This window comes from Vibrio sp. JPW-9-11-11, from assembly GCF_013369335.1.
Lineage (GTDB): Bacteria > Pseudomonadota > Gammaproteobacteria > Enterobacterales > Vibrionaceae > Vibrio.
This window is the reverse complement of the sequence record NZ_SZQJ01000004.1, coordinates 692500-719009: the sequence shown is the minus strand read 5'-3', so window position 1 is coordinate 719009 and position 26510 is coordinate 692500. Positions and strand designations below refer to the sequence as shown.

The window sequence follows — 26510 nt, the reverse complement described above, 5'->3', positions numbered from 1 at the left end:
CTTCCGCTATTGTCTCGATATATACTATGGCGACTAACTCACATACGAAGGAAATTGTTCATGCCAAAGGCGAGTGAACTGAAAAAAGGTTTTGCGATTGAATCGAACGGCAAAACGCTACTGATCAAAGATATCGAAGTGACAACTCCTGGTGGCCGTGGTGGCGCTAAGATTTACAAACTTCGCTGCAGTGACCTAACCACGGGCGCACGTGTTGATGAGCGCTTTAAGTCCGACGATGTGCTAGAAACTGTAGATATGTTCAAGCGCGCTTCTTCTTTTTCATACGTTGACGGTGATGAATACATCTTTATGGATAATGAAGACTTTACTCAATACACCTTCAAACAAGATGAAATCCAAGATGAACTGATGTTCATCAATGAAGAGATCCAAGGTCTACACGTTATCTTAGTGAATGGTAACGCTGTCGCTCTTGAACTGCCTGCATCTGTTGAGCTTGTTATCGAAGAGACTGACCCTTCGATTAAAGGGGCCTCCGCTTCTGCTCGCACCAAGCCAGCTCGCTTTGCAACCGGGTTAACAATCCAAGTGCCAGAATACATTGCCACAGGCGACCGTGTTGTCATCAACACCACTGAGCGCAAATACATGAGTCGAGCGTAATTATGGCCGAACTGATCTCTTACGACGAAGCAATCGATACGGCCTATGATATTTTTCTTGAGATGGCTCCAGACAACCTAGAGCCAGCAGATGTCATCCTATTTACCGCTCAGTTTGATGAACGTGGTGCAGCCGAATTGGTTGAAACAGGTGATGACTGGGCGGCTCATGTTGGGTTTGACGTCGACAAAGAGACATACGCGGAAGTACGAGTCGGTTTGGTCAATGAGCAAGACGATGTACTCGATGATGTCTTTGCTCGCCTGTTAATTAGCCGAGATCCTGAGCATAAGTTCTGTCACGCCTTGTGGAAGCGCGACTAACCAGCAAAGCCAGACTCACAAACTAAAACGCCCCAGCATTCGCTGGGGCGTTTATATATCTGGCAGGTTTACAGCCGATAGTTGAACGAATAAACCTGTCGCGTTTGGTGTACTTAAACGCTACGCGTTAATCATCAATCTTAATGTTCTCTACGCGAGCTTTCAGTTTTTGACCTGGGCGAAAGGTCACAACGCGGCGAGCACTGATTGGAATGTCTTCACCGGTCTTCGGGTTTCGGCCTGGACGTTCATTTTTATCGCGAAGATCAAAATTACCGAACCCAGACAGTTTTACCTGTTCGCCACTTTCAAGTGCCTTACGAATCTCTTCGAAAAACGCCTCAACCGTTTCCTTGGCATCCCGTTTACTGTATCCAAGCTTTTCAAACAGGTTCTCAGCCAAATCGGCCTTTGTGAGCGCCATAAAACTTTCCTCAAAGCTGTGTTAAACATTGCCACCACTAGGCAGCACCCTAACTTTCGCTAAGCCAATCAACAACATATCGGCTTTACCCTAGAAAGTGTATGACAAGCTTATGATTTTCGCCAACTTTTTTATTGCTTGAAACGTTTTAATCTGTAAATACAACAACATAGACTATTTCAACCACAGCATTTTCGCCCTGCCGGGATAGAAAATACTGTTAAACATCAGCATTTTAGCTCACTACTAACAATATAGTCAGATAAAGTATCTGAATTGGGACTGTAAAACCAAACAAACCTTTGATATTAAACCATTCGACTATTATTTCTCGGTTCCCACGGCGATCACCGCCAGCTGTCGGAAACAACCGCTCTCCACTCGCGACCGATACTGAGATCTGACCAGAACATTCTTACCTCTAATGTTGCATATCAACATGCATCTATCAATAATCGGCAATGTATAAAAAACAATAATTTGGCGTTAACAATACGCTGAAAACTTAATAACAATATGTTGGCTAATTCTATGACTTTACTCACCACACTCTCGACTTGTTTGCAACTCGAGGTGCTCGACGATACCGCTCAGGCAGAGCTTTATGAGCAACTCACCCACTCTTCTTGCTTTGTCTCTTATCAAAATAGGTTCACGAGTTTAATTAACAAGCGCAAGCAAATGATGCTTGACCGATACCCTCAATTTACCCACTCCAGTCTGAGTACGATCCTACACTCACCAGAGTATTTACAAATGGTGGGTGACGGCGCAACCGCAACGACTGCTGCCACACGTGAGCTCAATTTGGCGCTAGAAAAAGTGGCGCTCAAGCATTTTCAGTCTTTGGGTAAAATGTGGGCTTGGGTCGAGGTCACCCAGATCCAGCGCCATAAAACTTACACCACTCAACTCGCCCCCGGCCTAAGCTATATCGACAGTCACTACCGAGGGGCATTAATTGAGGATGTCGCCCACAGTGATCTATTGGTCACCTCTCCCCATAGCGAAGGCCTCTACTCGATGTCTGATGCGATATGTCTTGCGAACCTCAAACTATTTGTGATCGAGCAGTCATGGTATGAACTGTTGCCGCTACTGCACCATTCATCTCAAGGCTGCCATTTTGTATTACTCCATCAACCTCATCCAGACACCCCGCCCAGCTTAGCATCGAGTGCAATGATTACCGACTGGACGCAGCGCCAACGTTGGTTAAGCTTCAGCCCTTTTTTCCAGCACAAGCAATGGCAGCCTTTGCTCAACGACCGAAGCCTACACTTGCTCAATCAAACGGGCGCTTTTGTTAACTTAGTCCCAAATAATGGTTGTTTGGCCAACTTCGACCATCAATGTCGTGAAAAAGTAGATTCAAACGCAAAACTTTGTGAAATACTTCGCTTAACAACCGCTGGAAGCGCGCGACAACGTCTTTATTTACTGTATCTTGCGCAAAAAGAGATGGCTCAGGCGCTTCATCGAGCGGGATATCAGTGCGCTTATACCATTATTGAGAACCCATGGCTGCTCAATTTTTATGCTCAACTAAGCGATAGCGCATACATCAACACTGGACGATACTGCATCGACCATTTAGGCTACCCGACTTATCGAGGTATTTGGTTGGTCGAGTCCTTTCACCAGCAGTATGCCTCTATCGATTTTAAGCAATATCAGAAGATGGTTAGAACAACACAACGCAGCCTAGAGGTAAACGATGCTTGATTCACTGACGAGCGTTGATCTGCACCCCGTCTTTGTCCTCTTAATGCTGGTTTCATTTGTCGTCTTGCAATGGAACCTCTACTTCATTAAGTCGATAAAGCGCAGCCCGAGATCGCGCCTTAAGCATATTAAAGCGCCCTACTTACTCTACTGTATGTCGATACTCGGCTGGGTGTTGAGCAACGCCTACTTCTTTTCTCCTTTGCTAGTCACTTGGGGAAATGATGCCGCGATCTTCGCCGCCATCGTTGCCAACCTGTTCTCCTACTCCGCGTTCGCCAATGCCTATATTGTTTGCTTGATGCTCGCCAAAGGGAAACGACGTTCTACCAAGTTGAAACTTGGCGTACTCGCGCTCGTTTCACTAGCCGTAGTTTTGGCGAATCTTTTCAATTACGAGATGATCAACAGCATCAATATTGAAAAGGCTGGCGTGTTCGCGCTTCAGTTTGGCGGTTCAACAACCTACTTCTTCGCCATTGTCCTGTGCCTAATTTTGCTCTCATTCGAGTGTGTCGCCCAATACTCGCGCAGCGCAAAACCTCTTCAGCATATTAAGTCACTCTATATGTTGTTTGGGATGAGCATATTTATGGTGTCAACATTGTTGATCCATGTCGTTATTCCTATGATTTACGACGACTTCTCTCTCGCTTGGCTGCCCCCCGCACTCTCAATCTCGGAAATGATGCTAATGGGGTACGCCTTGGTGACCTCACGCTTTTACAGTAATCGCCACATCGTGTTCCGTCTGTTGAGCACGACACTGTCGGTGCTTGTGATTGCTCTACCAATCTTTGTCGTATTGACGGTAACAGAGACCGAACAACTGCTGTTTACCACCCTGGTCACCACCATATGTACAGGTCTGTTTTGGCGTGGATTGAACCGCTACAGCGAGCAAGTGGCGAGTCGGCTGGTATTCGGCGAAAGCTTGCCTCCACAGCAAAAAATCTATCGACTTGCTGAAGACTTTCAAAGCTCGATTGACGAACCACTCCGCAAGGTCGCCAATATATTAAATGTTGACCAAGATGCGATTCAGCTGATTTCCAATGTGCAAGACGAGCCTTTGTACACTAAACACCTGAAAAACCGTACCAGCGTGTTAGTGCTCGAAGAAATTGAGGAAAGCCTGCCGCAAATTCAAAATCGCAAAGAAATTCTCTCGCTGCGCAAACTCTACCAAAAAATGGACAACGATAATGTCGCCATGGTGCTGCCTATTTTTGACCGCTCCAATAATGTCTCTCACCTGTTGATCGCCCATCGAAAGCATAACGGACGCCTATTTTTTGGTGAAGAAATCAAAGCCTTACAGCTCGTTGTAAAAAAAGCTCAGGGATATATCAATGCGGGTTTGAAGATCAAACAATCTCAAGCGTTAGCCAACTCTATCGCTCATGAAATGCGCAACCCTTTGGCACAAGCGCAACTTGAATTTGAGTACATTAACCAGTTGATCGAACCTCAAGGACGCCATGCAGCATTGGCCGACCATGTAGAAAAAGGGAAACAAGCCGTCGAGCGTGGCAAACAGCTGATTGACATCATTCTCCGCGAAGTTAACGACGCCTCACTCGCACTCGAGCCGGCAGAACCTACAGCCATCACACCTGTGATTCGAGCGACTGTCGAGCAATATGGGTTTGAACAAGCCAACCACCGTCAGAGAGTCTCTCTACAACTCGACGAGGATTTTGTCGTCGCGATCAACGACACACTCTTCAGCTTTGTGCTGTTTAATTTGCTGCGCAACGCCATCTATTATTTTGATTCATACCCAAATAGCCGCATCGAAATTCGCACTCAAAAAGGGCGTTATGAAAACTACCTGATTGTTCGAGACAGCGGTCCGGGTATTCCGCCCAACCTGATTAACCGTGTATTTGATGACTTTTTCAGCCATAACAAGAGTGGGGGGAGCGGACTTGGCTTAGGGTATTGTCAACGCGTGATGAACGCCTTTGGTGGCACCATTAGCTGTGAGTCCGAGCCGAACTGCTACACTGAGTTTACGCTCTCCTTCCCTGCCACGAACATGACCTTAGAGCAAGTAGTCACCATTAACCCGACTACAGATGTCGGCACTAAGCTGCAGACTACCGAGGTACCAACCAAGGCATCAGCACCAGAGCCAAACCCAAATCGCGCTTCGGTACCTATGATTCTCGTTGTCGATGATAAAGAAATTCAACGCGCCTTGGTCAAGCTCTACCTAGAGCAGTTGGGCTATGGCGTTGTGTTGGCAAATAATGGCAAAGTGGCCATTGAAATCATCCAAAACAACCCGATTGACTTGGTCTTTATGGACATTCAAATGCCGGTGATGGATGGGTTCGAAGCGGCAAGTATCATTAAACAGCACTATCCGACCATTCCTATCGTTGCTCTCTCTGGTGAGTCGGGCATTAAAGACATTCAGAGAATGAGTGAACTGATGGACGGTCGCTTAACCAAACCCACCACCAAAGATGCACTTAGCGCTATGCTTGACTCTATTTTTGCTGCGCAGCCTCAGTAGAGTCAAAAAGGTGGCAGGTTGATTCCGATTCTGCCACTCATATTGCAGCTCAGCAAAACCAAAAGGACGCATATCGCGTCCTTTCTGCTTGTAACCTATTGTCATTAAAATAAAATCGTAACTGTCAAATGTTCGCAATCAGAGTGGCATCAAATATGCTTATTCTTTAGCCACGGAACATAAGCGGCATCAGTCATTTGCCGCATCCAGAGAGGTACGTTATGGAAGTTCAACGTCACACCTACTATAGACTGATTCACGCAGGCATCAAAAGCCTACTGGTTGATCGTATTGGCCACTTCACCGAACTCGAATATCATCAATATCTCAACGGCATGACGGGCAAGTCGAGTTGCTTCTCAATGAGCGATGAAGAGCTTCAGTTCGCGGTGGACAGTCTTCGCGATGAAGGTTACTTAGAAGACTACAAACGTATTATGCAACTGTAGACGCTAAGCTTCACTCTAGCGATTGGGACAAAAATTTTGCTACAATCCCTTTTTTCAGCGACCCTTTTGGTCGCTGTTTTGTTTGTTGTGGATGTCAATATGAGTCAAGAGAACCATACCCCTAAGGGACAACTCCTACTAAGAACCCTTGCAATGCCAGCCGATACCAATGCCAATGGTGATATTTTTGGCGGCTGGATCATGTCCCAACTGGATCTTGCTGGCGGCATTTTGGCAAAAGAGATCTCTTCAGGGCGCATCGTCACTGTGTCCGTCTCTGGTATTACATTTAAAAAACCCGTGAGAGTGGGTGATGTGGTCTGCTGTTACGGTGATTGCACTAAGATCGGACGTACATCGATGAGTATTGATCTGGAAGTGTGGGTCAAACCCGTCAAAGAACACGGTTTAGAGGATAGATACATGGTGTGCGACGCCACGTTCAATTACGTGGCCATCGATGGTGAAGGCAAGCCACGCCCAATAAAGTGACTCAATGAAGTACATCAAATTATAGGCGCTTCAGTACTTTAAAATCGTCGGGATTCGGGTAGAGTGTAGTCACTATCAACACCATTGCAAAAAGGACAGCAGATCATGTGGTATGTCATTTTCTCTCAAGACGTAGAAAACTCTCTGGAGAAACGCCTTAGCGTACGTCCAGCGCACCTTGAACGTTTACAACAACTCCAAGATGAAGGGCGTTTGCTCACCGCGGGGCCAATGCCGGCTATCGATTCAAGCGATCCAGGTACTGCTGGCTTTACAGGCTCAACCGTGATTGCCGAGTTTGACTCACTGCAACAAGCACAAGATTGGGCCGATGCCGACCCGTATGTCGCCGCAGGTGTGTACCACAACGTCATCGTTAAGCCGTTCAAGAAAGTGTTCTAACCATGAATTTACCCATTAAGGCTCTTGTCAGCGTATGTTTAGCGAGCGTGGTGTTGGCTGGATGTTCTTCTGCTGATGCTGAGAGGCAGCGCCACTTATCTATGTTAGCAGAAAGCCGGGCCAAACTTCTCGCGGCTGAACTGCCCATCGAAGCTGGGCCATTATCCATTTTGCGTGCCAACGCCAATCAAACCACCATTGAGATTATGATGGTCTACAACCAAGACGCAAAAGGGGCCAAGCCGATTAAGCAAGTGCTGAATCGCAGCATTCGCAGTTATTGCACTAGTCCAGAAACCCAAAGAAACCTCGACGTTGGTTTGAGCTATCGAGTGAAAATGCGAAATAGCCGAGGACAGCTTATGGCTGATGAGTTGATCACCAAAACACGCTGTACCCAACTTAACTAGTCGAGTCTACCCAATTCAAAACCTTGCTAACGCAAGGTTTTTTGTTTTTTAACCTTTCCGTCTCTCTCGCTCTATTCCCCAACCTACTTGCCTATTGTTCACTTCAGTGTGTAACGACACTTCAAGTCAGGCGTGTCGGTTCTTTACTCTTCTATGAATTTTTTGTGTCACCGCGATTACATCTGCTCCTAGTTCGACCAACATAAAATCAGAAGGATACGATTTACTCAGTACCATGCTTGACACATTGCGCCCGTCTTAACAATCAGAATAGTGCATTTTTTAACCAACTTTGAATTGACGCTTTCCGGTTCAACTTCTAACTTTTCATATTAGTGTCATAACAAAGAGGATCACCGAATGAAACGCGCAAGCAACTCATACCGTCTGCAACTGATTAAAGAGGTGGCGACTCGACAGCAACGACTGCACAGCGGTGATCCGATGGCCAACTATATCCAGAATTTACTCGACAATAAGCCGAAGAATGAACGTAGTAACGAAGTCAATCACCGTTTCTCTGGCGCGCATTTTGATGAAAGTGCAGGCGGTTGGGTGAGCGACCGTTGGGGAATGAAGTAGCTTGCCTTTTATTTGGTCGCTAGCGTTCCAAAGCCAAGTTGGAAAAGATGAGTTCAAAAAAGCTCTTGCTGAGGGTCGTTGATTGGCCTTGAGTCATGGTCTGGGGTTTGCGCTTTTCTCATTTTACGCAAGTAGCGCTGGCGACACAGTTTAATCACATGCAACTGCTGTGCTGGTGTCATGTTAAGCCAATTGAAGCGCTCTTCTCGCTTGCGCATACACCCTCTGCAGTAGCCTTTGTCATCCACTGTACAAACGCCAACACAGGGGCTGGGGACGGTAAAAAACTCTAATTGCTCCACGTTTCTCCTCGCTACATAAAACAAATCGCCGGGTCAAAACTATATAACATTTTGTTTATCAATAAGTTTTAATGTGTGATACACGCCAAACTATGACTCAGTGCTGACAAAAACCACCTATTCTTCACTATACTGCTGTCATCAATGCCATCTGAAATGGCTCACTTAATAATAGTGTGGAGTAAACTCTATGAAGCTTAGCCCAAAAACTTTACTTGCAGCAATGACTCTTCCTTGGGTTGTGACAGCCTGTACATCTAATGGTGACGGAGCACCTCAAATCACAGCGCAAGACCTCCAGCATCACAACTGGGAGTTAGTAAGCATCGATGGCACACCGCTTGAGTTGTCTGCAAAGCGAAAGGCCCCACGTCTTGAAGTGGGTGAGAAAATGACCGCTAACGGTAGTGCTGGATGTAACAACTTCTTCGGTCAGGCAGAGCTTAAAGACAATCAGTTCCGTATCGAAAAAATGGGCATGACGATGAAGATGTGTATTGGTGATGTAATGGACGTTGAACAAGCCTTCTCTCAAACACTATCAGACTGGAGCGATATGACGCTAACCAAAGATACGTTGACCCTTAAGAGCGATGTTCATACTCTGACGTTCAAGCTTAATGACTGGAAAAACTAACCAGATACTTAGTCATTAAATCTAAACAGCAGCCTTCTCGGCTGCTGTTTACTTTCTGTTAGCCACTTTTTACACGGTCCAACGACAAATACTTCAAATATATAATAAACCTCTCTTTTTTCAGTCATAATGAATGAATACTTGATTTGTTCCGGTCTGAGTATCTGGCCGATATTACTATTCAACGAACAGGGACCATTATGACAAGGCTGATCACTTTATTTTCATCAATACTCATTTCCATCTCGTCATTCGCTGCCGACACTTGGCAACAAACGCTCGAGCAGGCAAAAGGACAAACGGTTTACTTCCATGCGTGGGGAGGCAGCCAAGAGATCAACCGCTATCTTCAGTGGGCAAATGGGCAACTTCAGAGCCGATATGGTGTGACTCTACAACACGTCAAGGTGACCGACATCGCTGAGACCACCACTCGCCTTATCGCAGAAAAAGCAGCGGGTAAAAACAGTGGTGGTAGCGTTGACATGGTTTGGATCAACGGCGAAAACTTTAAGTCCATGAAAGACAATCAGTTGTTGTTTGGCCCCTTCACTACGCGCCTGCCTAACTGGCAATACGTCGATAAAACCTTACCTATTGACGTTGATTTCTCTGAACCAACCGAAGGATTAGAAGCGCCTTGGGGAGTGGGACAACTCGTATTCATTCACGACAAGCTAAAGCTCAACAACCCACCAAACTCTTTTAGTGAAATGCTCAGCTACGCTAAAGCGTTCCCAAACCGTCTTAGCTACCCGCGCCCACCTGAATTCCATGGCACTAGCTTTCTTAAAGCCCTGTTGATAGAACTGACCGACAACGATGCGTCGCTGATGCAACCTGTGGATGACAATAGCTTTGCGATCATCACCCAACCTCTCTGGCAATATCTCGACGAGTTCCACAAAGTGGCTTGGCGCGGCGGTCAGCAGTTTCCATCAGGCACCGCTGAGTCGATCCAATTGCTCGATGATGGACAGCTAGATCTCGCGATCACCTTCAACCCAAACGCCGTGTATTCAGCGCAAGCCAATGGCAATCTGGCCAACTCGACTCAGGTGTATGCTATGGATAACGGCGCACTGTCTAATATCCACTTCTTAGCCATCCCTTGGAATGCCAACGCCAGTTCTGGTGCACAAGTCGCGATCAACTTCTTACTCAGCCCAGAAGCGCAATCTCGCAAAGGGGATACCAGCGTTTGGGGTGACCCATCAGTATTAAGTAGCAAATATCTGACAGGAAGCGCTAAGAATACTCAGCAGTTTAAATCTATCGCTGAGCCACATCCAAGCTGGCAGAACGCCCTTGAGCAAGAGTGGCTAAAGCGCTACGGAAACTAGAAGCGATTAGATGTTATACGCGATCTATGTCCTGATCATTGTGATCTGTATCCTACCTACCATTCCGGGACTGGCCGGAGTGGTAGTCGCAGCGTTTGGTTATATTCCTCCCATTGGGCTAGAGAGCTTTTCTCTTGCCGGTTTTGAGTCACTCTTTGCTTGGCAGGGAGTATGGCACTCTGTTGGTTTGACGCTGTTTTCCGCTCTATTAAGTAGCTACTTAGCTTGTTTTGCTACCTTTGCAATATTACTCGCGACTTGGCATCACCCATTTTGGCGCAGAGTCGAGTTGACACTTTCGCCGCTACTCGCCATGCCGCATGTGGCCTTTGCTATTGGCTTTGCCTTTCTGTTTTCACCAACAGGGCTCGTTGCCCGTTCGCTCTATCACCTGTTTGGCTACGATGCCAATGCACAATCCGTCGCTGATTTAGCGCTTGTGGTCAAGGACCCGTATGCATTAGGCCTAGTCGTGATGCTAGCCATCAAGGAGGTGCCGTTTTTGCTGCTAATGAGCATTCCAATTTTGCAGCAACTTAAGGTAACACAAACAGAAAAAGTGACAGCATCACTTGGCTATAGCCGAGTGCAAACATGGTGGAAGTGTATTTTTCCCCAATGGTTCGCAAAATTGCGCTTCCCGATGTTGGCGGTTATCGCATACAGCCTGTCCGTGGTAGACGTCGCACTCATTATTGGGCCAACCAACCCACCCACTTTTGCAGTGCTGATCTGGCAGTGGTTCAATGAGCCGGATTTGGCCATGCTACCTCGTGCTGCTGCCGCTGCAACAGTACTGTTTCTATTAGCCAGCCTTGTTATAGCGTTTGCCCGTCTGGTTGAATGGCTTGTCACCAAAGTCGTTCGATACTGGCAATACTCCGGACGCTCTGGTTTTGCTCTACCGGGTCAATCCATCTTCAACCTAGTGTTGCTGCTGAGCTTACTCACGGTTCCACTTTTGATTGTTTGGAGCTTCGCCCAGCGCTGGCGGTTTCCCGACCTGTTACCTAGTCAATACAGCGTACGTTTCTGGCACTATGAATGGGACGGCATACTCAGTACTCTAAATCAAAGCTTACTCATCGCTGTGATCAGCGCAACCATCGCCCTGTTACTCGCTTTAGCCGCCCATGAGTACCGTCTGCGCCATCGCTGGTCAATCCCTGGTTACATCATTGCTATTCCTATGCTCATCCCACAGTTGTCGGTACTGTTTGGCATTCAGGTGACGACCCTCTATATCAACAGTGGTGCTTACCTTTTTTGGGTCTGCTGGGCGCACGTTTTCTTTGCATTTCCCTACGTTTATCTGTCACTTGATGGACCTTGGCGTAGTTTCGATAATGGTTTAACCCGGGTTGGTCTTAGTCTAGGCAAAAGTCCATTTCAGGTATGGCGGCAAGTAAAGCTTCCGATCTTACTGCCAGCGGTGATGTTTGCTTGGGCGATTGGTATCAGTGTCAGTTTGGCGCAGTACCTACCGACCTTGGTATTGGGCGCAGGCCGAATCAGTACCATCACCACCGAAGCGGTCGCGCTTTCGAGTGGCTTCGACCGTCGTGTAACGGCTATATACGCGTTGTGGCAAGCATTGCTGCCACTCGTATTCTTCTCAATTGCTATTGTGCTTAGCCGCATGCAGGTTAAGTATCGTAGGTTGTCTATTAAAGGATTGCTGCCTAATGAGCCTTTGTCTCGAAAACCTCGCCATCTATAAAAGCAATGGCGACGCCTTGTTTGATGCGCTTAGCCTCAGTATTGAGCAAGGTGAAATTGTCACTCTGATGGGCCCGAGCGGTTGCGGTAAATCGACCTTGCTGGATGCCATCGCGGGGCATCTCAGCAGTGAGTTTACCTACAGCGGCTCTGTATCGCTCAACCAGCAGTCGATTGACTCACTCCCTTCGCATCAGCGCCAAGTCGGTATCCTGTTTCAAGACGACTTGCTGTTCCCTCACCTGACAGTATGGGAAAACCTCGCTTTTGCTCTACCTAACGACATCAAAGGTCCCGAGCGTAAACAACAAGCTATGCAAGCACTAAAAAATATCTCGCTGACTAAGCTCGCAGACTCCTTCCCTGATCAAATCTCTGGGGGCCAACGCGCACGTATTAGCTTGACTCGCATGCTGCTCGCCAAACCTAACTTAGCGCTGTTGGATGAGCCATTCAGTAAGCTTGATAAAGCGTTAAGAGTTCAATTTCGCCAATGGGTGGTTGAGCAGCTTAAGCAAGCCAACATACCCGCGCTAATGGTAACTCACGACGAAACGGATATTCCTGAGCATAGTCGCTGCTTAACTTGGCCATGGGAGGCTGCCCATGCTCGATAGCCTAAGTATTAAAGTGATTCGCTGGCCACTGGCGCAAACCGCGAAAGTGTTAGACAAATGCGGTGTTACGGCTAATCAGACAACCCTGTTTGGTTTTGCGCTCGGTTGCTTTGCCTTTCCTGCACTCATCTTTGAGCTGTACAATCTCGCACTTGGCTTTGTTATCGCCAACCGTATCTGTGATGGCTTAGACGGTGCGCTGGCCCGAATTCAAGGCATTTCCGATGCGGGCGGCTTTCTCGATATCAGCCTCGACTTTCTGTTCTATTCACTGGTCCCTTTTGGTTTTGTTTTAGCCAACCCTGAACAGAATGCGGTTGCCGGAGCCTTTCTAATTTTCTCTTTTATTGGCACAGGAAGTAGCTTTCTGGCCTTCGCCGTCATGGCCGGTAAGAGAGGGATCGAGAATCCTGTCTATCAGCATAAATCGCTCTACTACATGAGTGGTTTAACGGAGGGAACCGAGACTATTGCCTGTTTCGTGCTGTTGTGCTTCCTGCCTGACTACTTTGCCACTATCGCTTTTATCTTTGGCGCCGCCTGCTGGTTTACCACCTTCACTCGCATCTATTCGGGCTTTCACACCCTAAAGCAGGGCAACTCTAAAACAGAATAATCAGCGCGAAGGCACTGAGGATTCCCATAGAGAAACTCGTCAAATCCCAGCGTTTACGTGTGTGATGTATTGGTGTTTTGAGCGCGGACTGCTGATAGCTTTTTACGCTCAGTGTTTTGATATAAGTGTGATACATAGCTAGTCCTCCTGACCTTCAACTTAATAGTTAGGATAAAAGCTCAAGTTAACTTCAGGTCAAGACCGATAACAAAAAAACGCCCGGTTGGGCGTTGATTATTTGAATCGCAATACCTTAAGTGCCGCTTCACTATCGACATCGGCAAACTCCGGCGGATTATCGAGGCGCTCGACAAAGCTCAATGTCGGTGCTTCTTCTTTCATACCATCGATAAGGAACTCGCAGGTAACTTGTGGAGAGTTGACACAAGCGATCACTTCGCCTCCCTCTGCAAGTAGCTCAGGGAGTTTACGTAGAATGCGCTTGTAGTCTTTGGTTAAAGCGAAGCTGCCTTTTTGAAACGAAGGAGGATCGATGATCACTAAGTCGTACTGACCTAGACGTTTGATTTTGCCCCACGAACGAAAAATATCGTAAGCCAAAAATTTAACTTGGTTAAGATTATGTTGATTAAGCTTGTGATTATCACGCCCTTTGTTTAACGACGAACGGGCCATGTCGACGTTCACCACTTGGTCTGCCCCACCGTCAATCGCCGCCACTGAAAATCCACATGTATAGGCAAATAAATTCAACACGTTTTTGTTGCGGGCGTTAGCCTTAACCCAGTCTCGCCCATAACGCATATCGAGAAACAGACCGAAATTTTGGTTGCGCCCAATATCGAGCTGATACTTCAAGCCTGACTCTTCCACCACGGGACGATTATCCAACTCACCAAAAATGAGCTCTGACGGGGCACCTTGCGCATAGCGATGTTGCAAAACGATCGAGCGCCCCTGTTTCTGTTGCCAAAGAGTCGAATGGGCGAGTTGAGCCAGTCCATGCTTCAGAGTGGCGATGAATGCGTCATCAACGCCTTTAAACACGCTGACAATCAGCTGGCCTTGAATCCAATCACAAGTCAGTTGTTCAAGGCCAGTAAAACGGCGTCCGCGACCGTGGAACAAGCGGCGGACTTCATTCGGTGCTAAAGCGAGTTGCTGATTTAGCTGTTCAAAAAACACCGGCAGCTGAGAGGCTTGCATCATATATTCTGAGTTTAATTGGATATTGTCGGCCATGATAACTCCCATGGTTTAAGCCAAGAATCCATCGCTTGGCTGGTGGTGTCGTGATGCCATTTATCACCAAATGACGGGGATTTGCGAGGGTCGCAGACAAAGCGATAGGTGTGAGATTGGTATTCAATACACAATGCAAATGCGTGCAAGTAACCTCGATCGGCCTGACTAGAGGGGTTGTAAATGGGGTCGCCCACTATCGCGGAGCCCACGGATTTAAGCGCTACGCGAATTTGATGCGTTTTACCCGTCAAAGGTTTGCATAAAAATAGTCGCTCGCCCGGCGCTGAGGCCGAAGAGAAAAACTGAGTCATAGCCGGATTTTGACTGCGGTTGAGTAATTTCCAACTTGAGCGGCGCGAGCGCTCCATATCTCCACAGATCAAGCCTTGCTTTTTTTTAGGCTTCTTACCACCGATTGCCAAATAGAATTTCGCGACTTTACGCTCGGCAAACTGCTCACTCAACTCCCGAGCCGCTTGTGCACTTCGGCCCAATAGCAATAGTCCCGAAGTCATTTTATCTAGGCGATGAATCAAGTAGAGCTGTTTGTCGCCGCTCTCTTTCGCCACCTCCTGCAACAACATGGTGTCCCCATCGTCTTTGTGCACGGACACGTTGGGGTGTTTATTCACCACGAGAAAGTCGCTGTGAGTGTATAAAATATCAAACATTTACTTTGCTCCATTTCGGAGGCCAGAGTATACCCTGTCTCGCGCTGAAAACCAGTTTGGTTTTTATCAACCCATAGGCACAAAAAAGCCTTCCCGAAGGAAGGCTCTTATCTCATAAGCTGTTAGCTTACAGTTTCTTAGAGAAGATACCGGTCAACGCGATGATACCAATACCTAGTAGCATGATTTCACCTTTACCGCTATCAAAGCCAGACTTGATACCCATGAAGGCAACAATAGCAATTGCAACTGGGATGACATATTTAACCAGGTTGTACCATAGACCAAATAGTGGGAATGATACTTCGCCGTCGTTAGTGATTTCTTTTTCAAGATCAGCGCGAGATAGACGCCAGCCCGCAAAGATACACACCAACATACCGCCAACTGCTAGGAAGATTTTATCCGTCAGTAGGTCGAAGATATCGAATACACCTGTCCCGAACAGGGTTGGACCAACGCCACCTAGCGATAGTGATGCAAACACACATAGTGCTGCCATCACTGAGCTCGCGCTAATAACGGCTGTTGGACGCTTCATGCCTTTCTCATCAATTAGGTAAGACACGACAACTTCTAGTAGAGATACAGAAGATGTCAGTGCTGCTACCGTCAGACCGATGAAGAACATAAGAGCAAATAGAAGTCCAATAACACCGCCCATTTCAGCGAAGAGCTGAGGCACAACGACGAAGACCAGACCAGGACCCGCCGCAGGTTCCATACCGAATGCGAACATGGCTGGGAACATAGCGACACCTGCAAGGATGGCGACACCCGTGTCCATTGCAGTGACCATACCGGTAGTCTGAACCAGGTTTTCTTTCTTCTTCAGGTAAGAGCCGTAAGTCATCATACAACCCATACCTAAGCTGAGTGAGAAGAATGCCTGACCTAGCGCCGCGAGAACGACATTACTGTCTACTTTAGAGAAATCTGGCATGAACAGAAACTCTAGACCTGCCATCGCGCCTGGTAACATAAGGCCTTTCACCGATACCACGATCAGGATAAGGAACAGAAGTGGCATCAGAATCTTACCTGCTTTCTCGATACCGCCTGAAATACCTTTCATAACGATAATGACGTTAAACGCTAGGTAAACACCCATCCACATTAGAGGTTGAACTGGGTCTGAGATAAAACCACCAAAGCTATCACCGATAGCTTCAGGTGTGCTTAGTAGACCACCGCCCACCTTGAAGATGTATGCCAGAGCCCAACCACCTACTACAGGGTAGAAACCCATGATAAGCAGGCCACTGAGAACCCCGAGTACGCCAGTAAACGTCCAACGACGGTCAGTTGATTTGAACGCACCTACGGCAGATAGACCTGTCTTACGACCAATAGCAAACTCTGTGAGCATGACGCTAAAGCCGATAAAAATGACAAAAATTAGGTAGATTGCAACGAACGCACCGCCGCCACTCTCACCTGCTGTGTAAGGAAATTTCCATATGTTGCCTAAACCAACAGCAGAACCTGCTGCGGCCATGACGAAGCCTAGTTTAGACCCCCATGTATCACGGGGCTGTGCACTTGTACTTGTAGCCACGGTTACTCCATTAAATCGTTTTTAAGTTGTGTTTGCTTCTGTTAGGCGTCGTTAAAAGTGGGTGTATAGTTATTTTTACACTTAATAAAATTATCAGTGACGCTAACGTTGTAGCAAGTAAAGCAGTTTGAGATTAAAATTGGAAGCCCATTTAGTGTATTTTCCCATCACAATTGTAATTATTATGTTTAAATGCTGCTTTTTTAGCCTTTAACATCCACTATACACCACGTTTTACATTCACATAACATAATTATTCTTTTTCTAGACAACCTGACCTTTACCTTGTGCCCAAATAAATCGTGCTTGTTCTTGTTGTCTGTCAGTTCTAAGATTGAAGAGCATATTTTTACCTAGGTTACTGAATGGAAAAGTTTTATCACTTTCTTACACTGGCAGGGATCGGCTTATACTGGATTTTAGTCGCGGGCGTGACGATACGTGTGGTACTTAAACGCCGCGCAGTGAGCGTCTCTTTAGCTTGGCTAATGATCATCTACATCATTCCAATCGTCGGTGTGGCCTGTTACTTCCTGTTTGGTGAACTCAACCTAGGACGGACTCGCGCAGAGCGAGCAAAAGAAATGCTCGCACCGTTCGCCGAGTGGTTTTCTAACCTCAATGATTGTCATGCACACTCACCCGAGAGTTTTGGTCGCCACATCTATCGCATTGATGAACTGTGCAACAATCGACTTGGTCTACCCGCGCTCTCTGGAAACTCTTTGTCACTTCAAAGTGCACCAGAGCAAATTCTCCACTCGATTATTGAAGACATCGAAAGCGCTCAGTCGAGTATTCGTATGGTTTTCTATATTTGGCATCCTGGCGGTTTGGCTGACTCCGTCGCTTCAGCGCTGATTCAGGCGTCCAAGCGGGGGGTCAGTGTTAAGCTACTGCTCGATTCGGCCGGCAGCCCACGATTTTTCAATAGCGAATGGTATATAATGATGCGCAATGCCGGAATCGAAGTGGTTCAGGCGTTGGAGGTCAGCCCGTGGCGGATTTTTTTACGTCGTCTTGATCTACGCCAACATCGAAAAATCATCGTGATTGATGAAACCATTGCCTACACAGGTTCTATGAACCTCGTTGATCCCGCCTATTTTAAGCAAGACTCTGGCGTCGGGCAGTGGATAGACATAATGGTCAGAATTACGGGTCCCACGGTCAATGTGTTGTCAGCAATTCACTGTTGGGATTGGGAAGTTGAAACCGGCGCACGTACTTTCCCTAAGCTACCTGAGTGTCGTATCGAGCCAGATCAGCCTCAGCACCCAGTGCAAGTCGTGCCCTCTGGCCCAGGTATGCCCGAACACTTAATCTCGCAAGTGCTGACCTTGGCGATCAATCAGGCCAACCACTCTGTACGAATCACTACACCGTACTTCGTCCCAAGCGCCGACCTATTAGAGACCCTCAAGATGACCGCGCAACGCGGCATTGATGTCGAACTGATTATCCCACATAAGAATGACTCTATGATGGTGCAATGGGCATCGCGCGCCTTCTACAGTGAGCTGCTGACTGCAGGCGTGAAAATCTATGAGTTTTATGGCGGGCTACTGCACACCAAATCAGTCGTCATTGATAAGGAGTTTTGCTTGGTTGGCACGGTAAACATGGATATGAGAAGTTTATGGCTTAACTTCGAACTGACGTTAGCCATCGATGATCAAGCCTTCACCAGAGAGATGTACTGGCTGCAACAGAGCTATATCGAGCAAGCTCACTCCGTGAAGCTGGACGCGTGGAGACAGCGGTCAATATTTTCACGCTTTTTAGAGCGTGTGTTCTATCTGTTTAACCCACTACTCTGATCCCCTTGCTATTCAAACCTTGCCATGTTTTAAATAAGGGAAGGAAATAGATAAGGACTTCCAATGTCAGACAGTAAGCAAACTAAGTATGTGACCGCAGGTCGTGATAAAAAATGGACCAATGGGGTCGTCAATCCACCGGTGCAAAGAGCGTCGACTGTGGTATTCGATACGGTCGCAGAAAAACATCACGCAACGGTGAACCGAGCAAATAAAACCTTGTTTTACGGCCGACGCGGCACCCATACTCATTTTGCCTTTCAGGACGCGATGACAGAAGTTGAAGGCGGCGCAGGCTGTGCATTGTACCCTTGTGGTACTGCCGCGATATCCAATGCCATCTTAGCTTTCGTTGCATCAGGTGACCATATTTTAATGGTCGATACCTGTTATGAACCCACGCGCGACTTTTGCGAGAAAATTCTAAAAAAAATGGGGGTTGAAACCACCTACTACGATCCGACTATTGGCGCAGATATTCGCAATCTCATTCAGGAAAACACTAAAGTCTTGTTCTTAGAGTCGCCGGGGTCTATTACCATGGAAGTGCAAGATGTTCCGGCCATGGCCGCGGTGGCTCACGAGCACGATATCATCGTCATGCTCGACAATACTTGGGCTGCTGGTGTTAATTTCTCACCATTTGACCACGGCGTTGATATCTCTATTCAAGCAGCAACCAAATACATCGTTGGTCATTCAGATGTCATGTTGGGGACAGCGGTAGCAAATGATGCACACTGGGAGCAATTGCGTGAGCATAGTTACCTTATGGGTCAATGTGTCTCGCCAGATGATGCTTACTTGGGCTTACGCGGCATTCGTACTTTAGATGTACGTCTGCGCCAGCATGCCGAGAACAGTTTGAAAGTCGCGCAATGGTTGCAAACTCGACCTGAAGTGGATCATGTTCGTCACCCCGCACTTGAAACCTGTCCTGGACATGAGTTCTTTGAGCGTGACTTCACTGGCGGCAATGGCCTGTTTTCTTTCGTACTCAAAACCAGTTATCCAAGAGCCACCACCGCCCTACTCGATGGTATGAAACATTTTAGTATGGGGTACTCTTGGGGCGGATTTGAGAGCCTGATATTAGCCAATGAGCCGAAGAGTTTTAACAGTCTACGCAGTGTTGCAAACCCTAACTTTGACGGTACGCTTATTCGCCTTCACATCGGGTTAGAAAACGTCGATGACCTGATTGCGGATCTGACCGCAGGCCTCGATCGCTACAACGCGTTGGTGAACGAAAAAAACACCACAGCTTAACCGAAACCAAGCCTCGCTTTGCGAGGCTTGGTTCTCTACATCCATGCTATGTTTATGATTTTTGTTTAATTTAGGCATCAAATCATTGTTTAACACTTCATTCCCATTCTCTATTGTTCCATCCAACTATTTTCTTCTAGGGTTAAGTGACTAAAAGAGGTCCAACCAGAAGGAGCTTACCTTGAAACTCACCCATTCATTTTTACTCTGCTGCGCACTGCTCATCGTCCAGCCTCTATTTGCCGTTACAGCTCATGCTGCAAACTACACTCAAACTCGTTATCCGATTGTATTGGTCCACGGTTTGTTTGGTTTTGATAAGCTCGCGGGGATCGACTACTTCTATGGTATTCCTCATGCCCTAACAATAGATGGGGCCAAGGTATACGTGGCACAAGTATCGGCAACCCATAGCACTGAGGCGCGTGGAGAGCAACTACTCGCCCAAGTCGAAACCCTCGTTGCGGCAACAGGTGCAGATAAAGTTAACCTGATCGGTCATAGTCATGGCGGTCCTACCGCTCGCTATGTCGCATCCGTTAGGCCTGACTTGGTCGCGTCAGTGACCAGTGTAGGTGGTGTACATAAGGGCTCTAAAGTCGCGGATCTTGTACGTGGCAGTGTTGACCAAGGATCGGGGCTGGAAAGTCTCGCCGTTAAGCTAGCCAACGGGCTCACTTCATTAATTGGCCTTTTATCGGGCGGCAGCGATCTTGACCAAGATGCCCTCGCCTCACTGGATGCACTTACCACAGAAGGATCTTTGGCGTTCAACCAATATTACCCTGAAGGCGTCCCCACTGGCGCGTGCGGAGATGGAGAGTTGCTCGCTGGTAATGACGTGTACTATTACTCTTGGACAGGCTCATCGAACTTTAGTAACGCACTTGACCCTACCGACGGCGCTATGATGGTGTTGGGTCTCGCGTTCGATGAACCTAATGATGGGTTGGTAGGAACGTGCAGCACTCACCTTGGTAAAGTCATCCGTGATGACTACAAAATGAACCATTTAGATGAGATCAATGGATTACTCGGTATTCATCATCTCTTTGAGACCGACCCCGTTACCCTCTATCGTCAACACGCCAATCGCTTGAAGCAGCAAGGATTGTAATGGCTATGTCCTACAGAATCGCACTAGTAAGCGTCTCCCTATTGCTAGCCCTTATTGGTGCGTTCTGGTTGCACTTGCAGCCAACGTCACCTCCAATCGCCTCCTCGATGTCTCAACAAGACATCGAGCCCGACCTCAGCTCCACTAAAGGTTACTATGATTTCGCACTGTCTGGCCTTGGCGAAATCAACATAGAGCAAGTTCAGCACCAAGTTAACCAGCAAGCGCAACGTCATACCGAGCTGAGTCTCTCTGCGGAGCTATTTGACCTCTACCTCCAATACAAAGCAGCTCTGGCTGAACTTCCCCCTCTGCCAACAGGGCAGATTCATGCGCTCGATCTAGAGCAGATGCATCTTAGTATTCGCCAGTTGCAACAGCAGTTTTTTACTACGCAGCAAATCACCTTGTTATTTAATGACGAAAACCTATTGCGTGAACTTGCGATAGAAAAAGCCTGGGCGGCGCAAAGTCGATTGGACTCAGAGCAGCAGCGGTACATAGTCGCAGACAAACTCGCACAAATGCCAGAGTATATTAAGCAGGCAGAAAAAAACGCTATACTCGTCAGTGATTTAAACCAAGTAGACTCACTCGACCCACCACAGCGTTACACCACTCGAGTGGAACTGGTTGGAGAGCAAGGTGCACTGCGCTTGGCAGAACTCGACCAGCAGCGCGCAACCTTCCAACAAAAGCTGACCGACTATTTAGCCAAGCGCGACCAACTGCTCAACCAAGCGTTGAACCAAAACATTGAACAACCGCTCTCTGAGCTTAGAAGCCAATATTTTGAAGCCAAGCAGCTAAGGCGAGTGGAAGCCCTAGAAAGGCTACATGATCAAGGCGTTAGCGTTAATACACAAGGCTAAGCGCGCTTTTTCGGGCAAGTAAGCAAATGATCATCGACCATTCCTACGGCTTGCATAAAGGCGTAGCAAATGGTTTCACCAACAAACTTAAAGCCACGTTTTTTAAGAAACTGGCTCATCGCCTTGGACTCTGGTGTTGAGGTGGGTACTTGGCCCATCTCTGACCAATGGTTCACCATTGGTTCTCCATCTACAAATTGCCATAAAGCGTTAGACAAGCTGCCATACTCTTCAATCAATGTCAGAGCAGCTCGCGCATTACCGTAGACCGAAGCAATCTTGCCTTTATGCTTAACGACGTCAAAATTGGTGATAATTTGCGCTACTCGGCTCTCATCGTATTGAGCCAAACGCTCCAAATCGTAGTTTTCAAAAGCCGCTCGATACGCCTCACGCTTTTTCAAGATGGTAATCCAACTCAATCCAGCTTGCGCCCCCTCTAAAGTAATAAACTCAAACAAAGTAGTATCATCATAAACAGGAATGCCCCATTCTGTATCGTGATATACGCGTTCGAGAGGATGATTCATCGCCCAGGCACAGGTCGCATCTTGGTTCATAGTGTTCCCCTAAAACAAACGCCCTCACCATGTGAGGGCGTCAAATTAACATTGTGCTCTAACTCGGTAGCTCAACTTTGTGAAACAGACGATACAGCACAGGTACGACAATCAGTGTTAGTATCGTGGCAAAGCCGAGACCAAACATAATGGTTACCGCCATTGGTTTGAAAAAAATGTCTGGCAGTAGCGGGAGCATGCCCAATATCGTGGTGATCGCTGCCATACACACAGGCCTTACCCGACTGAGTGCTGCGTCAACAACCGCCACATAAGGGTCTTTACCCGACTGCATTTCGATTTCGATCTGATCCAGCAGTACGATCCCGTTTTTCAGCAGCATCCCTGATAAGCTCAAGAAGCCCAGTAGCGCCATAAACCCAAACGGAGTATCAAGAACCAGCAGTCCTGTGGTTACGCCAATGATCGCAAGCGGTACAGTCAACCAAACAATCAACGGCTCTTTGACCGAGTTGAACAAAAATACCGTTACCAAGAACATAAACAAATAGCCCATTGGCATGGTCGTAAACAGCGACGCTTGGGCGTCACCCGATGATTCATATTCCCCGCCCCACTCTAGAGAATAGCCCGGTGGTAATTCGATGGCTTCGACCAGCGGCATCAGACGTTTTTGCAACGTGGCGGCCGTTTCTTCTCCCAAGATATCCGGGTCGGCCATAACGGTAAGCATCCGCTTGCGGTTTTTACGCACTATGATGGGGTCTTCCCAACGTAGCTCGTAGCCCAGTGTCACTTGTTGTAAAGGAATATACTCACTCAGCGCAGGGCTCCAAATCTTCATGCCCTCGATGTTACGAATATCTACCCGTTCACTTTCGGGCAGCCGCGCAACGATCGGCATTAAAGTGGTACCGTCACGGTAGACACCCACCGTTGTGCCTGAGAAAGACATCGCTAAAAACTCGTCGACATCCGCTTTAGTAATACCGTAACGACGTGCTTGGCTTTCATTAAACTGCGGCTCTAACACTTTAGTACGTTCGCGCCAGTCATGACGGATGTTGGTCGAGGCAGGGTCGGCACGCATAATATCTTCAACTTGACGAGCGATGCTACGCAGTACCGTCGGATCTGAACCTATCACTCGTGCTTCTATTTTCGCACCTCCGCCTGGTCCAAGTTCTATCTGCTTGAGTTTATAGTTCAGCTCCGGGAAGCCTTGTTCGAGATGAGATCTGAAATCGCTCATCAGCTTATGCAGTTGCTCGTAGCTAGAAACTCGAGTAGTGATTTCACCGTACGCGGCGTAACTTTTCTCCGGCGCATAGGTCAGCATAAAGCGCTGCAAACCTTTACCCGCCGTGGTGGTAATGTGTTCTACACCCTCTTGCTCCGACAGCCAAGAAGCCAAGGCTTTCAGTTTGGTATTGGTCGCTCGAATATCTGTGCCTTCCGGTAGCCAGATATCGGTTTGGAAAATTGGCGTTGTCGATGAAGGAAAGAATGACTGCTTAACCTGAGTAAAACCAGCGATACTCGCCGCCAAACCTAATACCAACACGATCACGGTTATCCATGCGCGCTTCATACAAAACTCGAGGAAGTTTTTGTATACAACAAAAATCATCCCATTGTATGGATCACTCTCTGCACCCTCTTGTTTCATTTTCTGGCCTTTAAAGAAGATGTCGGCAAAAAATGGCGTCAAAGATATTGCAGTGAACCAACTTAGCATCAACGAGATGAGCAGCACGGTAAATAAAGTGCCACAGTATTCGCCTGTCGCATCTTCAGAAAGACCAATCGGAGCAAAGGCGGTTACCGCAATCACGGTCGCCCCAAGCAGTGGCCATTTGGTTTGGGTGACGATATCGGTAGCCGCTTGCAATCGGGTTCGTCCTTTTTGAGTCCCGATCAATATCCCTTCGACCACTACTATCGCGTTATCGACCAGCATCCCAAGTGCAATAACCAACGCCCCCAGAGAAATACGCTGTAAATCGATGGCAAAGTACTTCATAAAAATAAAAGTACCCAGCACGGTTAGCAGTAAAATCAATCCAATCAGCAGTCCCGAGCGCAACCCCATAAAAAACAGCAGGACAATAATAACAATCGCGACCGCCTGACCAAGGCTGACCACGAATCCGCTTACTGACTTGTCGACCTCTTTGGGCTGGCTGTATATTTCTGCTATTTCCACACCCACGGGTTGTTGATATTTGAGCTCAGCGAGACGCCGGTCAAAACGCTCACCGACTTCAACTACGTTGACACCTTGAGCGAAGGAGACACCGATGTTCAACGCCAAATCACGATTGAAAGTGATGATGTTGCTCGGCACTTCCACGTAACCACGCTTGATCTCCGCCACGTCTTTTAAGTAGATCAGTCCTTGGGCGCCCGCTTCGGTGATAATTAAATCCCCCAGTTTATCGACGCTTTGAAACTCACCGGTTGGGTGGATACGAATGTACTCGTCGCCAATCCGAATTGCACCGGCGCTAGAGACAACGTTTTGTGTCGAAAGCAAGTTAAACACGGTTTGCGGCGCCAGCCCCAAACTGCTTAAGCGTTTCATCGAAATCTCGATAAACACTTGCTCTTGCTGCTGCCCTGACACCGATACCTTACTGACACCATCGATCAGCTCGAGTTCTCGGCGCAAGTAGTCGACATAATCCAGCAACTCTTTGTAGCTATAACCGTCGCCAGTCACCGCCAACAAGATTCCGTAAACGTCGCCAAAGTCATCGATCACTTGCGGGTCATTCACCCCCGGAGGTAATTGCCCTTTGAGGTCATTGACTTTGCGACGCAACTCGTCCCAAATTTGTGGTAAATCATCAGGACCATAGTTGTTTTTCATGGTCACTGAGATTTGCGACAAACCTCGACTCGAAATCGAATTAACCTCGTCGACATAAGTGAGCTGTTGAATCGCCTTTTCGAGCGGGTACGTCACCTCTTCTTCGACTTGCTGCGGCGTGGCACCAGGATAAGAGGTCACCACCATGGCATCCTTGATGGTAAACGCAGGGTCTTCTAAGCGGCCCAAGCCAAAAAATGCCGCGGCCCCGCCAATCAAAAAGATTAGAGAGATCATCCAGCTGATAACTCGATTGCGAATAAAGTACGCGGCAATGCCGGTTACGCTATCGTCGTCGTGAGGCGAATTGATGGATTGTTCACTCATTGTGCGCCTCCTGTTCAACCACTTGTACTTTCATTCCTTCCCTCAAAGCGGAAATACCCGCTATTACGACTTGATTATCTCCAGACAACCCATCAAGTATTTGCACGCGTTCACGACTGACATTTCCTGTCACCACTTGCTGTTTCGTCACCGTTTCATCAGCGTTAACCAACCAAACGTATTTGTGTTCGCGTGCGATAGGCGACCCATCATCATTAAACACGGCGCGAATCGGCACAAGAACACCCTGACTGAACTTGAACCCACCTTTGTCACCAGTATTCGCTGTCACCTCAACCGCCATACCATCGAGAACGAACTCATCCTCAGGCATAGGCATTGAGAGCGTCACAGTGAAGGTGCCCGTCGCAGGGTCTGGCTCAGTAGTGTATTCCTTGATTTTGGCCGAGTACTCGTTGCCACTCGGAACCTTAACCACTGCATCGATGTTAGCCAAATCTTGCTGACTCGGCTGGCTAGTGTAAAGCCTGTCTGGAAGCTGAATCAGAACTTCCACACTTTCTACACTGTGAATATTGACGACTTGCTGACCAACTTGAATGTTCTCAAATTGATCAACACTCACTCGAGAGATGATGCCATCCACAGGCGCATATAATTTGGTAAAGGAAAGGCGTAACTTGGCAAGCTCTAGCTCTGCGAGCGCGATTTGGCGGTTGGCCGCAATTTCATCAAATTGAGACTTAGCCAATAAGCCTTTTTCGACCAAAGGTTGAGAGCGTTTAAACTGACTGTCTACGACACTGAATCGAGCCTGTGCATTATCCACCTCGAGCTGATAATCGTTGGCATCAAGCTCTGCGATCATGTCACCTTTTTTGAGGTGCTCCCCTTCCTTTACATAGATTTTGCTTACCTCTCCAGGTACACGGAAACTTAAGTGTGAGCGCTCCGCCGCATTCGCTACGGCTGGGAAATAGAGCTTGTCTACGGTTTCATCTTTGGTCGACACCTCAACCACTTTGACTTTAGGTAAACCAAAGTCAACATAGTCTGCTTCACCGCTACAACCGAGCAACATTGCACTGGTCGAAAGGGCGCACAATTTAAACCATTGCTTCATT

At 47.6% G+C, this 26510-nt stretch carries 26 protein-coding genes; 18 read left to right on the top strand and 8 right to left on the bottom strand.

The window, feature by feature from the left end:
- Positions 1–60: 60 nt before the first annotated feature.
- Positions 61–627 carry an elongation factor P-like protein EfpL gene (gene efpL / locus FCU94_RS05835; protein WP_176287584.1) on the top strand — a complete coding sequence of 189 codons (567 nt, stop codon included), beginning with the start codon at positions 61–63 and terminating at the stop codon, positions 625–627.
- Between the two features lie 2 nt (positions 628–629).
- Complete coding sequence (locus FCU94_RS05830; protein WP_176287583.1) at positions 630–950, top strand: HI1450 family dsDNA-mimic protein; 321 nt, start codon at positions 630–632, stop codon at positions 948–950.
- Positions 951–1077: 127 nt separating this feature from the next.
- Here the strand turns inward: FCU94_RS05830 and ihfA are convergent, their stop codons facing one another.
- Positions 1078–1374 (bottom strand): integration host factor subunit alpha, encoded by a 297-nt coding sequence (ihfA, locus tag FCU94_RS05825; protein WP_004413569.1) that lies wholly within the window; start codon positions 1372–1374, stop codon positions 1078–1080.
- A gap of 531 nt (positions 1375–1905) precedes the next feature.
- Here ihfA and FCU94_RS05820 point away from each other — a divergent pair.
- From FCU94_RS05820 to FCU94_RS05790, 7 genes are all read left to right on the top strand, one after another.
- Positions 1906–3099, top strand: a complete 1194-nt coding sequence (locus FCU94_RS05820; protein WP_176287582.1) for an acyl-homoserine-lactone synthase — start codon at positions 1906–1908, stop codon at positions 3097–3099.
- Positions 3092–5623 (top strand): hybrid sensor histidine kinase/response regulator, encoded by a 2532-nt coding sequence (locus FCU94_RS05815; protein WP_176287581.1) that lies wholly within the window; start codon positions 3092–3094, stop codon positions 5621–5623. The genes FCU94_RS05820 and FCU94_RS05815 overlap by 8 nt, the downstream gene beginning before the upstream one ends.
- A 221-nt stretch (positions 5624–5844) precedes the next feature.
- Positions 5845–6072 (top strand): hypothetical protein, encoded by a 228-nt coding sequence (locus FCU94_RS05810; RefSeq protein WP_176287580.1) that lies wholly within the window; start codon positions 5845–5847, stop codon positions 6070–6072.
- Between the two features lie 99 nt (positions 6073–6171).
- Positions 6172–6564 carry an acyl-CoA thioester hydrolase YciA gene (gene yciA, locus FCU94_RS05805; protein WP_176287579.1) on the top strand — a complete coding sequence of 131 codons (393 nt, stop codon included), beginning with the start codon at positions 6172–6174 and terminating at the stop codon, positions 6562–6564.
- A gap of 105 nt (positions 6565–6669) precedes the next feature.
- Positions 6670–6966 (top strand): YciI family protein, encoded by a 297-nt coding sequence (locus FCU94_RS05800; protein WP_176287578.1) that lies wholly within the window; start codon positions 6670–6672, stop codon positions 6964–6966.
- A 2-nt stretch (positions 6967–6968) separates the two neighbouring features.
- Positions 6969–7376, top strand: coding sequence for a GspS/AspS pilotin family protein (locus tag FCU94_RS05795; protein WP_176287577.1), 408 nt, complete (start codon positions 6969–6971; stop codon positions 7374–7376).
- A 360-nt stretch (positions 7377–7736) separates the two neighbouring features.
- Complete coding sequence (locus FCU94_RS05790; RefSeq protein ID WP_176287576.1) at positions 7737–7958, top strand: hypothetical protein; 222 nt, start codon at positions 7737–7739, stop codon at positions 7956–7958.
- Positions 7959–8011: 53 nt separating this feature from the next.
- On the opposite strand, the gene FCU94_RS05785 is transcribed toward FCU94_RS05790, so the two are convergent.
- A complete protein-coding gene (locus tag FCU94_RS05785) occupies positions 8012–8260 on the bottom strand; it encodes a DUF1289 domain-containing protein (protein WP_176287575.1) in 249 nt (82 codons plus the stop codon).
- Positions 8261–8450: 190 nt separating this feature from the next.
- On the opposite strand from FCU94_RS05785, the gene FCU94_RS05780 reads away from it, so the two are divergent.
- The 5 genes from FCU94_RS05780 (at position 8451) to FCU94_RS05760 (ending at position 13192) form a co-directional block, all read left to right on the top strand.
- Positions 8451–8897, top strand: coding sequence for an META domain-containing protein (locus FCU94_RS05780; protein ID WP_176287574.1), 447 nt, complete (start codon positions 8451–8453; stop codon positions 8895–8897).
- A gap of 200 nt (positions 8898–9097) precedes the next feature.
- The gene (locus FCU94_RS05775) at positions 9098–10240 is read left to right on the top strand and encodes an ABC transporter substrate-binding protein (RefSeq protein ID WP_176287573.1); all 1143 of its coding nucleotides are present in this window, start codon (positions 9098–9100) and stop codon (positions 10238–10240) included.
- Between the two features lie 10 nt (positions 10241–10250).
- Positions 10251–11960, top strand: a complete 1710-nt coding sequence (locus tag FCU94_RS05770; protein WP_176287572.1) for an ABC transporter permease — start codon at positions 10251–10253, stop codon at positions 11958–11960.
- Positions 11926–12576 (top strand): ATP-binding cassette domain-containing protein, encoded by a 651-nt coding sequence (locus FCU94_RS05765; protein WP_176287571.1) that lies wholly within the window; start codon positions 11926–11928, stop codon positions 12574–12576. The genes FCU94_RS05770 and FCU94_RS05765 overlap by 35 nt, the downstream gene beginning before the upstream one ends.
- Positions 12566–13192 (top strand): CDP-alcohol phosphatidyltransferase family protein, encoded by a 627-nt coding sequence (locus FCU94_RS05760; protein ID WP_176287570.1) that lies wholly within the window; start codon positions 12566–12568, stop codon positions 13190–13192. Before FCU94_RS05765 ends, FCU94_RS05760 begins: the two co-directional genes overlap by 11 nt.
- Before the next feature lie 234 nt (positions 13193–13426).
- Here the strand turns inward: FCU94_RS05760 and FCU94_RS05755 are convergent, their stop codons facing one another.
- From FCU94_RS05755 to FCU94_RS05745, 3 genes are all read right to left on the bottom strand, one after another.
- A complete protein-coding gene (locus FCU94_RS05755) occupies positions 13427–14359 on the bottom strand; it encodes a class I SAM-dependent methyltransferase (RefSeq protein ID WP_176287621.1) in 933 nt (310 codons plus the stop codon).
- A gap of 14 nt (positions 14360–14373) precedes the next feature.
- Positions 14374–15069, bottom strand: a complete 696-nt coding sequence (locus FCU94_RS05750; protein ID WP_176287569.1) for a TIGR01621 family pseudouridine synthase — start codon at positions 15067–15069, stop codon at positions 14374–14376.
- Positions 15070–15196: 127 nt separating this feature from the next.
- Positions 15197–16627, bottom strand: a complete 1431-nt coding sequence (locus FCU94_RS05745) for a sodium-dependent transporter (RefSeq protein WP_176287568.1) — start codon at positions 16625–16627, stop codon at positions 15197–15199.
- A gap of 365 nt (positions 16628–16992) precedes the next feature.
- Here FCU94_RS05745 and cls point away from each other — a divergent pair, with 365 nt between their 5' ends.
- The 4 genes from cls (at position 16993) to FCU94_RS05725 (ending at position 21705) form a co-directional block, all read left to right on the top strand.
- A complete protein-coding gene (gene cls / locus FCU94_RS05740; protein WP_176287567.1) occupies positions 16993–18447 on the top strand; it encodes a cardiolipin synthase in 1455 nt (484 codons plus the stop codon).
- Positions 18448–18510: 63 nt separating this feature from the next.
- Entirely contained in the window at positions 18511–19716 is a 1206-nt protein-coding gene (locus tag FCU94_RS05735) for a cystathionine beta-lyase (RefSeq protein WP_176287566.1), read from the top strand.
- Between the two features lie 181 nt (positions 19717–19897).
- A complete protein-coding gene (locus FCU94_RS05730) occupies positions 19898–20833 on the top strand; it encodes an esterase/lipase family protein (protein ID WP_176287565.1) in 936 nt (311 codons plus the stop codon).
- Between the two features lie 5 nt (positions 20834–20838).
- Entirely contained in the window at positions 20839–21705 is an 867-nt protein-coding gene (locus FCU94_RS05725) for a lipase secretion chaperone (protein WP_255199228.1), read from the top strand.
- Here the strand turns inward: FCU94_RS05725 and FCU94_RS05720 are convergent.
- Genes FCU94_RS05720 through FCU94_RS05710 form a run of 3 tightly spaced genes read right to left on the bottom strand, consistent with a single transcriptional unit; the run spans position 21702 to position 26509 of the window.
- Positions 21702–22265 (bottom strand): DNA-3-methyladenine glycosylase I, encoded by a 564-nt coding sequence (locus tag FCU94_RS05720; RefSeq protein WP_176287563.1) that lies wholly within the window; start codon positions 22263–22265, stop codon positions 21702–21704. The two genes, FCU94_RS05725 and FCU94_RS05720, sit on opposite strands and share 4 nt — an antisense overlap.
- 58 nt (positions 22266–22323) lie before the next feature.
- On the bottom strand, positions 22324–25425 hold the full coding sequence (locus FCU94_RS05715; RefSeq protein WP_176287562.1) for an efflux RND transporter permease subunit: 3102 nt from the start codon (positions 25423–25425) through the stop codon (positions 22324–22326).
- On the bottom strand, positions 25418–26509 hold the full coding sequence (locus FCU94_RS05710; protein ID WP_176287561.1) for an efflux RND transporter periplasmic adaptor subunit: 1092 nt from the start codon (positions 26507–26509) through the stop codon (positions 25418–25420). The genes FCU94_RS05715 and FCU94_RS05710 overlap by 8 nt, the downstream gene beginning before the upstream one ends.
- Position 26510: the final 1 nt, after the last annotated feature.

Coding starts and splice junctions, on each gene's coding strand:
- FCU94_RS05780 (WP_176287574.1), top strand. CDS start 8,451: ATGAAGCTTAGCCCAAAAACTTTACTTGCAGCAATGACTCTTCCTTGG.
- FCU94_RS05830 (WP_176287583.1), top strand. CDS start 630: ATGGCCGAACTGATCTCTTACGACGAAGCAATCGATACGGCCTATGAT.
- ihfA (WP_004413569.1), bottom strand. CDS start 1,374: ATGGCGCTCACAAAGGCCGATTTGGCTGAGAACCTGTTTGAAAAGCTT.
- FCU94_RS05735 (WP_176287566.1), top strand. CDS start 18,511: ATGTCAGACAGTAAGCAAACTAAGTATGTGACCGCAGGTCGTGATAAA.
- yciA (WP_176287579.1), top strand. CDS start 6,172: ATGAGTCAAGAGAACCATACCCCTAAGGGACAACTCCTACTAAGAACC.
- FCU94_RS05790 (WP_176287576.1), top strand. CDS start 7,737: ATGAAACGCGCAAGCAACTCATACCGTCTGCAACTGATTAAAGAGGTG.
- FCU94_RS05755 (WP_176287621.1), bottom strand. CDS start 14,359: ATGCAAGCCTCTCAGCTGCCGGTGTTTTTTGAACAGCTAAATCAGCAA.
- FCU94_RS05710 (WP_176287561.1), bottom strand. CDS start 26,509: ATGAAGCAATGGTTTAAATTGTGCGCCCTTTCGACCAGTGCAATGTTG.
- FCU94_RS05770 (WP_176287572.1), top strand. CDS start 10,251: ATGTTATACGCGATCTATGTCCTGATCATTGTGATCTGTATCCTACCT.
- FCU94_RS05750 (WP_176287569.1), bottom strand. CDS start 15,069: ATGTTTGATATTTTATACACTCACAGCGACTTTCTCGTGGTGAATAAA.
- efpL (WP_176287584.1), top strand. CDS start 61: ATGCCAAAGGCGAGTGAACTGAAAAAAGGTTTTGCGATTGAATCGAAC.
- FCU94_RS05820 (WP_176287582.1), top strand. CDS start 1,906: ATGACTTTACTCACCACACTCTCGACTTGTTTGCAACTCGAGGTGCTC.
- FCU94_RS05800 (WP_176287578.1), top strand. CDS start 6,670: ATGTGGTATGTCATTTTCTCTCAAGACGTAGAAAACTCTCTGGAGAAA.
- cls (WP_176287567.1), top strand. CDS start 16,993: ATGGAAAAGTTTTATCACTTTCTTACACTGGCAGGGATCGGCTTATAC.
- FCU94_RS05775 (WP_176287573.1), top strand. CDS start 9,098: ATGACAAGGCTGATCACTTTATTTTCATCAATACTCATTTCCATCTCG.
- FCU94_RS05795 (WP_176287577.1), top strand. CDS start 6,969: ATGAATTTACCCATTAAGGCTCTTGTCAGCGTATGTTTAGCGAGCGTG.
- FCU94_RS05720 (WP_176287563.1), bottom strand. CDS start 22,265: ATGAACCAAGATGCGACCTGTGCCTGGGCGATGAATCATCCTCTCGAA.
- FCU94_RS05765 (WP_176287571.1), top strand. CDS start 11,926: ATGAGCCTTTGTCTCGAAAACCTCGCCATCTATAAAAGCAATGGCGAC.
- FCU94_RS05810 (WP_176287580.1), top strand. CDS start 5,845: ATGGAAGTTCAACGTCACACCTACTATAGACTGATTCACGCAGGCATC.
- FCU94_RS05725 (WP_255199228.1), top strand. CDS start 20,839: ATGTCCTACAGAATCGCACTAGTAAGCGTCTCCCTATTGCTAGCCCTT.
- FCU94_RS05715 (WP_176287562.1), bottom strand. CDS start 25,425: ATGAGTGAACAATCCATCAATTCGCCTCACGACGACGATAGCGTAACC.
- FCU94_RS05760 (WP_176287570.1), top strand. CDS start 12,566: ATGCTCGATAGCCTAAGTATTAAAGTGATTCGCTGGCCACTGGCGCAA.
- FCU94_RS05815 (WP_176287581.1), top strand. CDS start 3,092: ATGCTTGATTCACTGACGAGCGTTGATCTGCACCCCGTCTTTGTCCTC.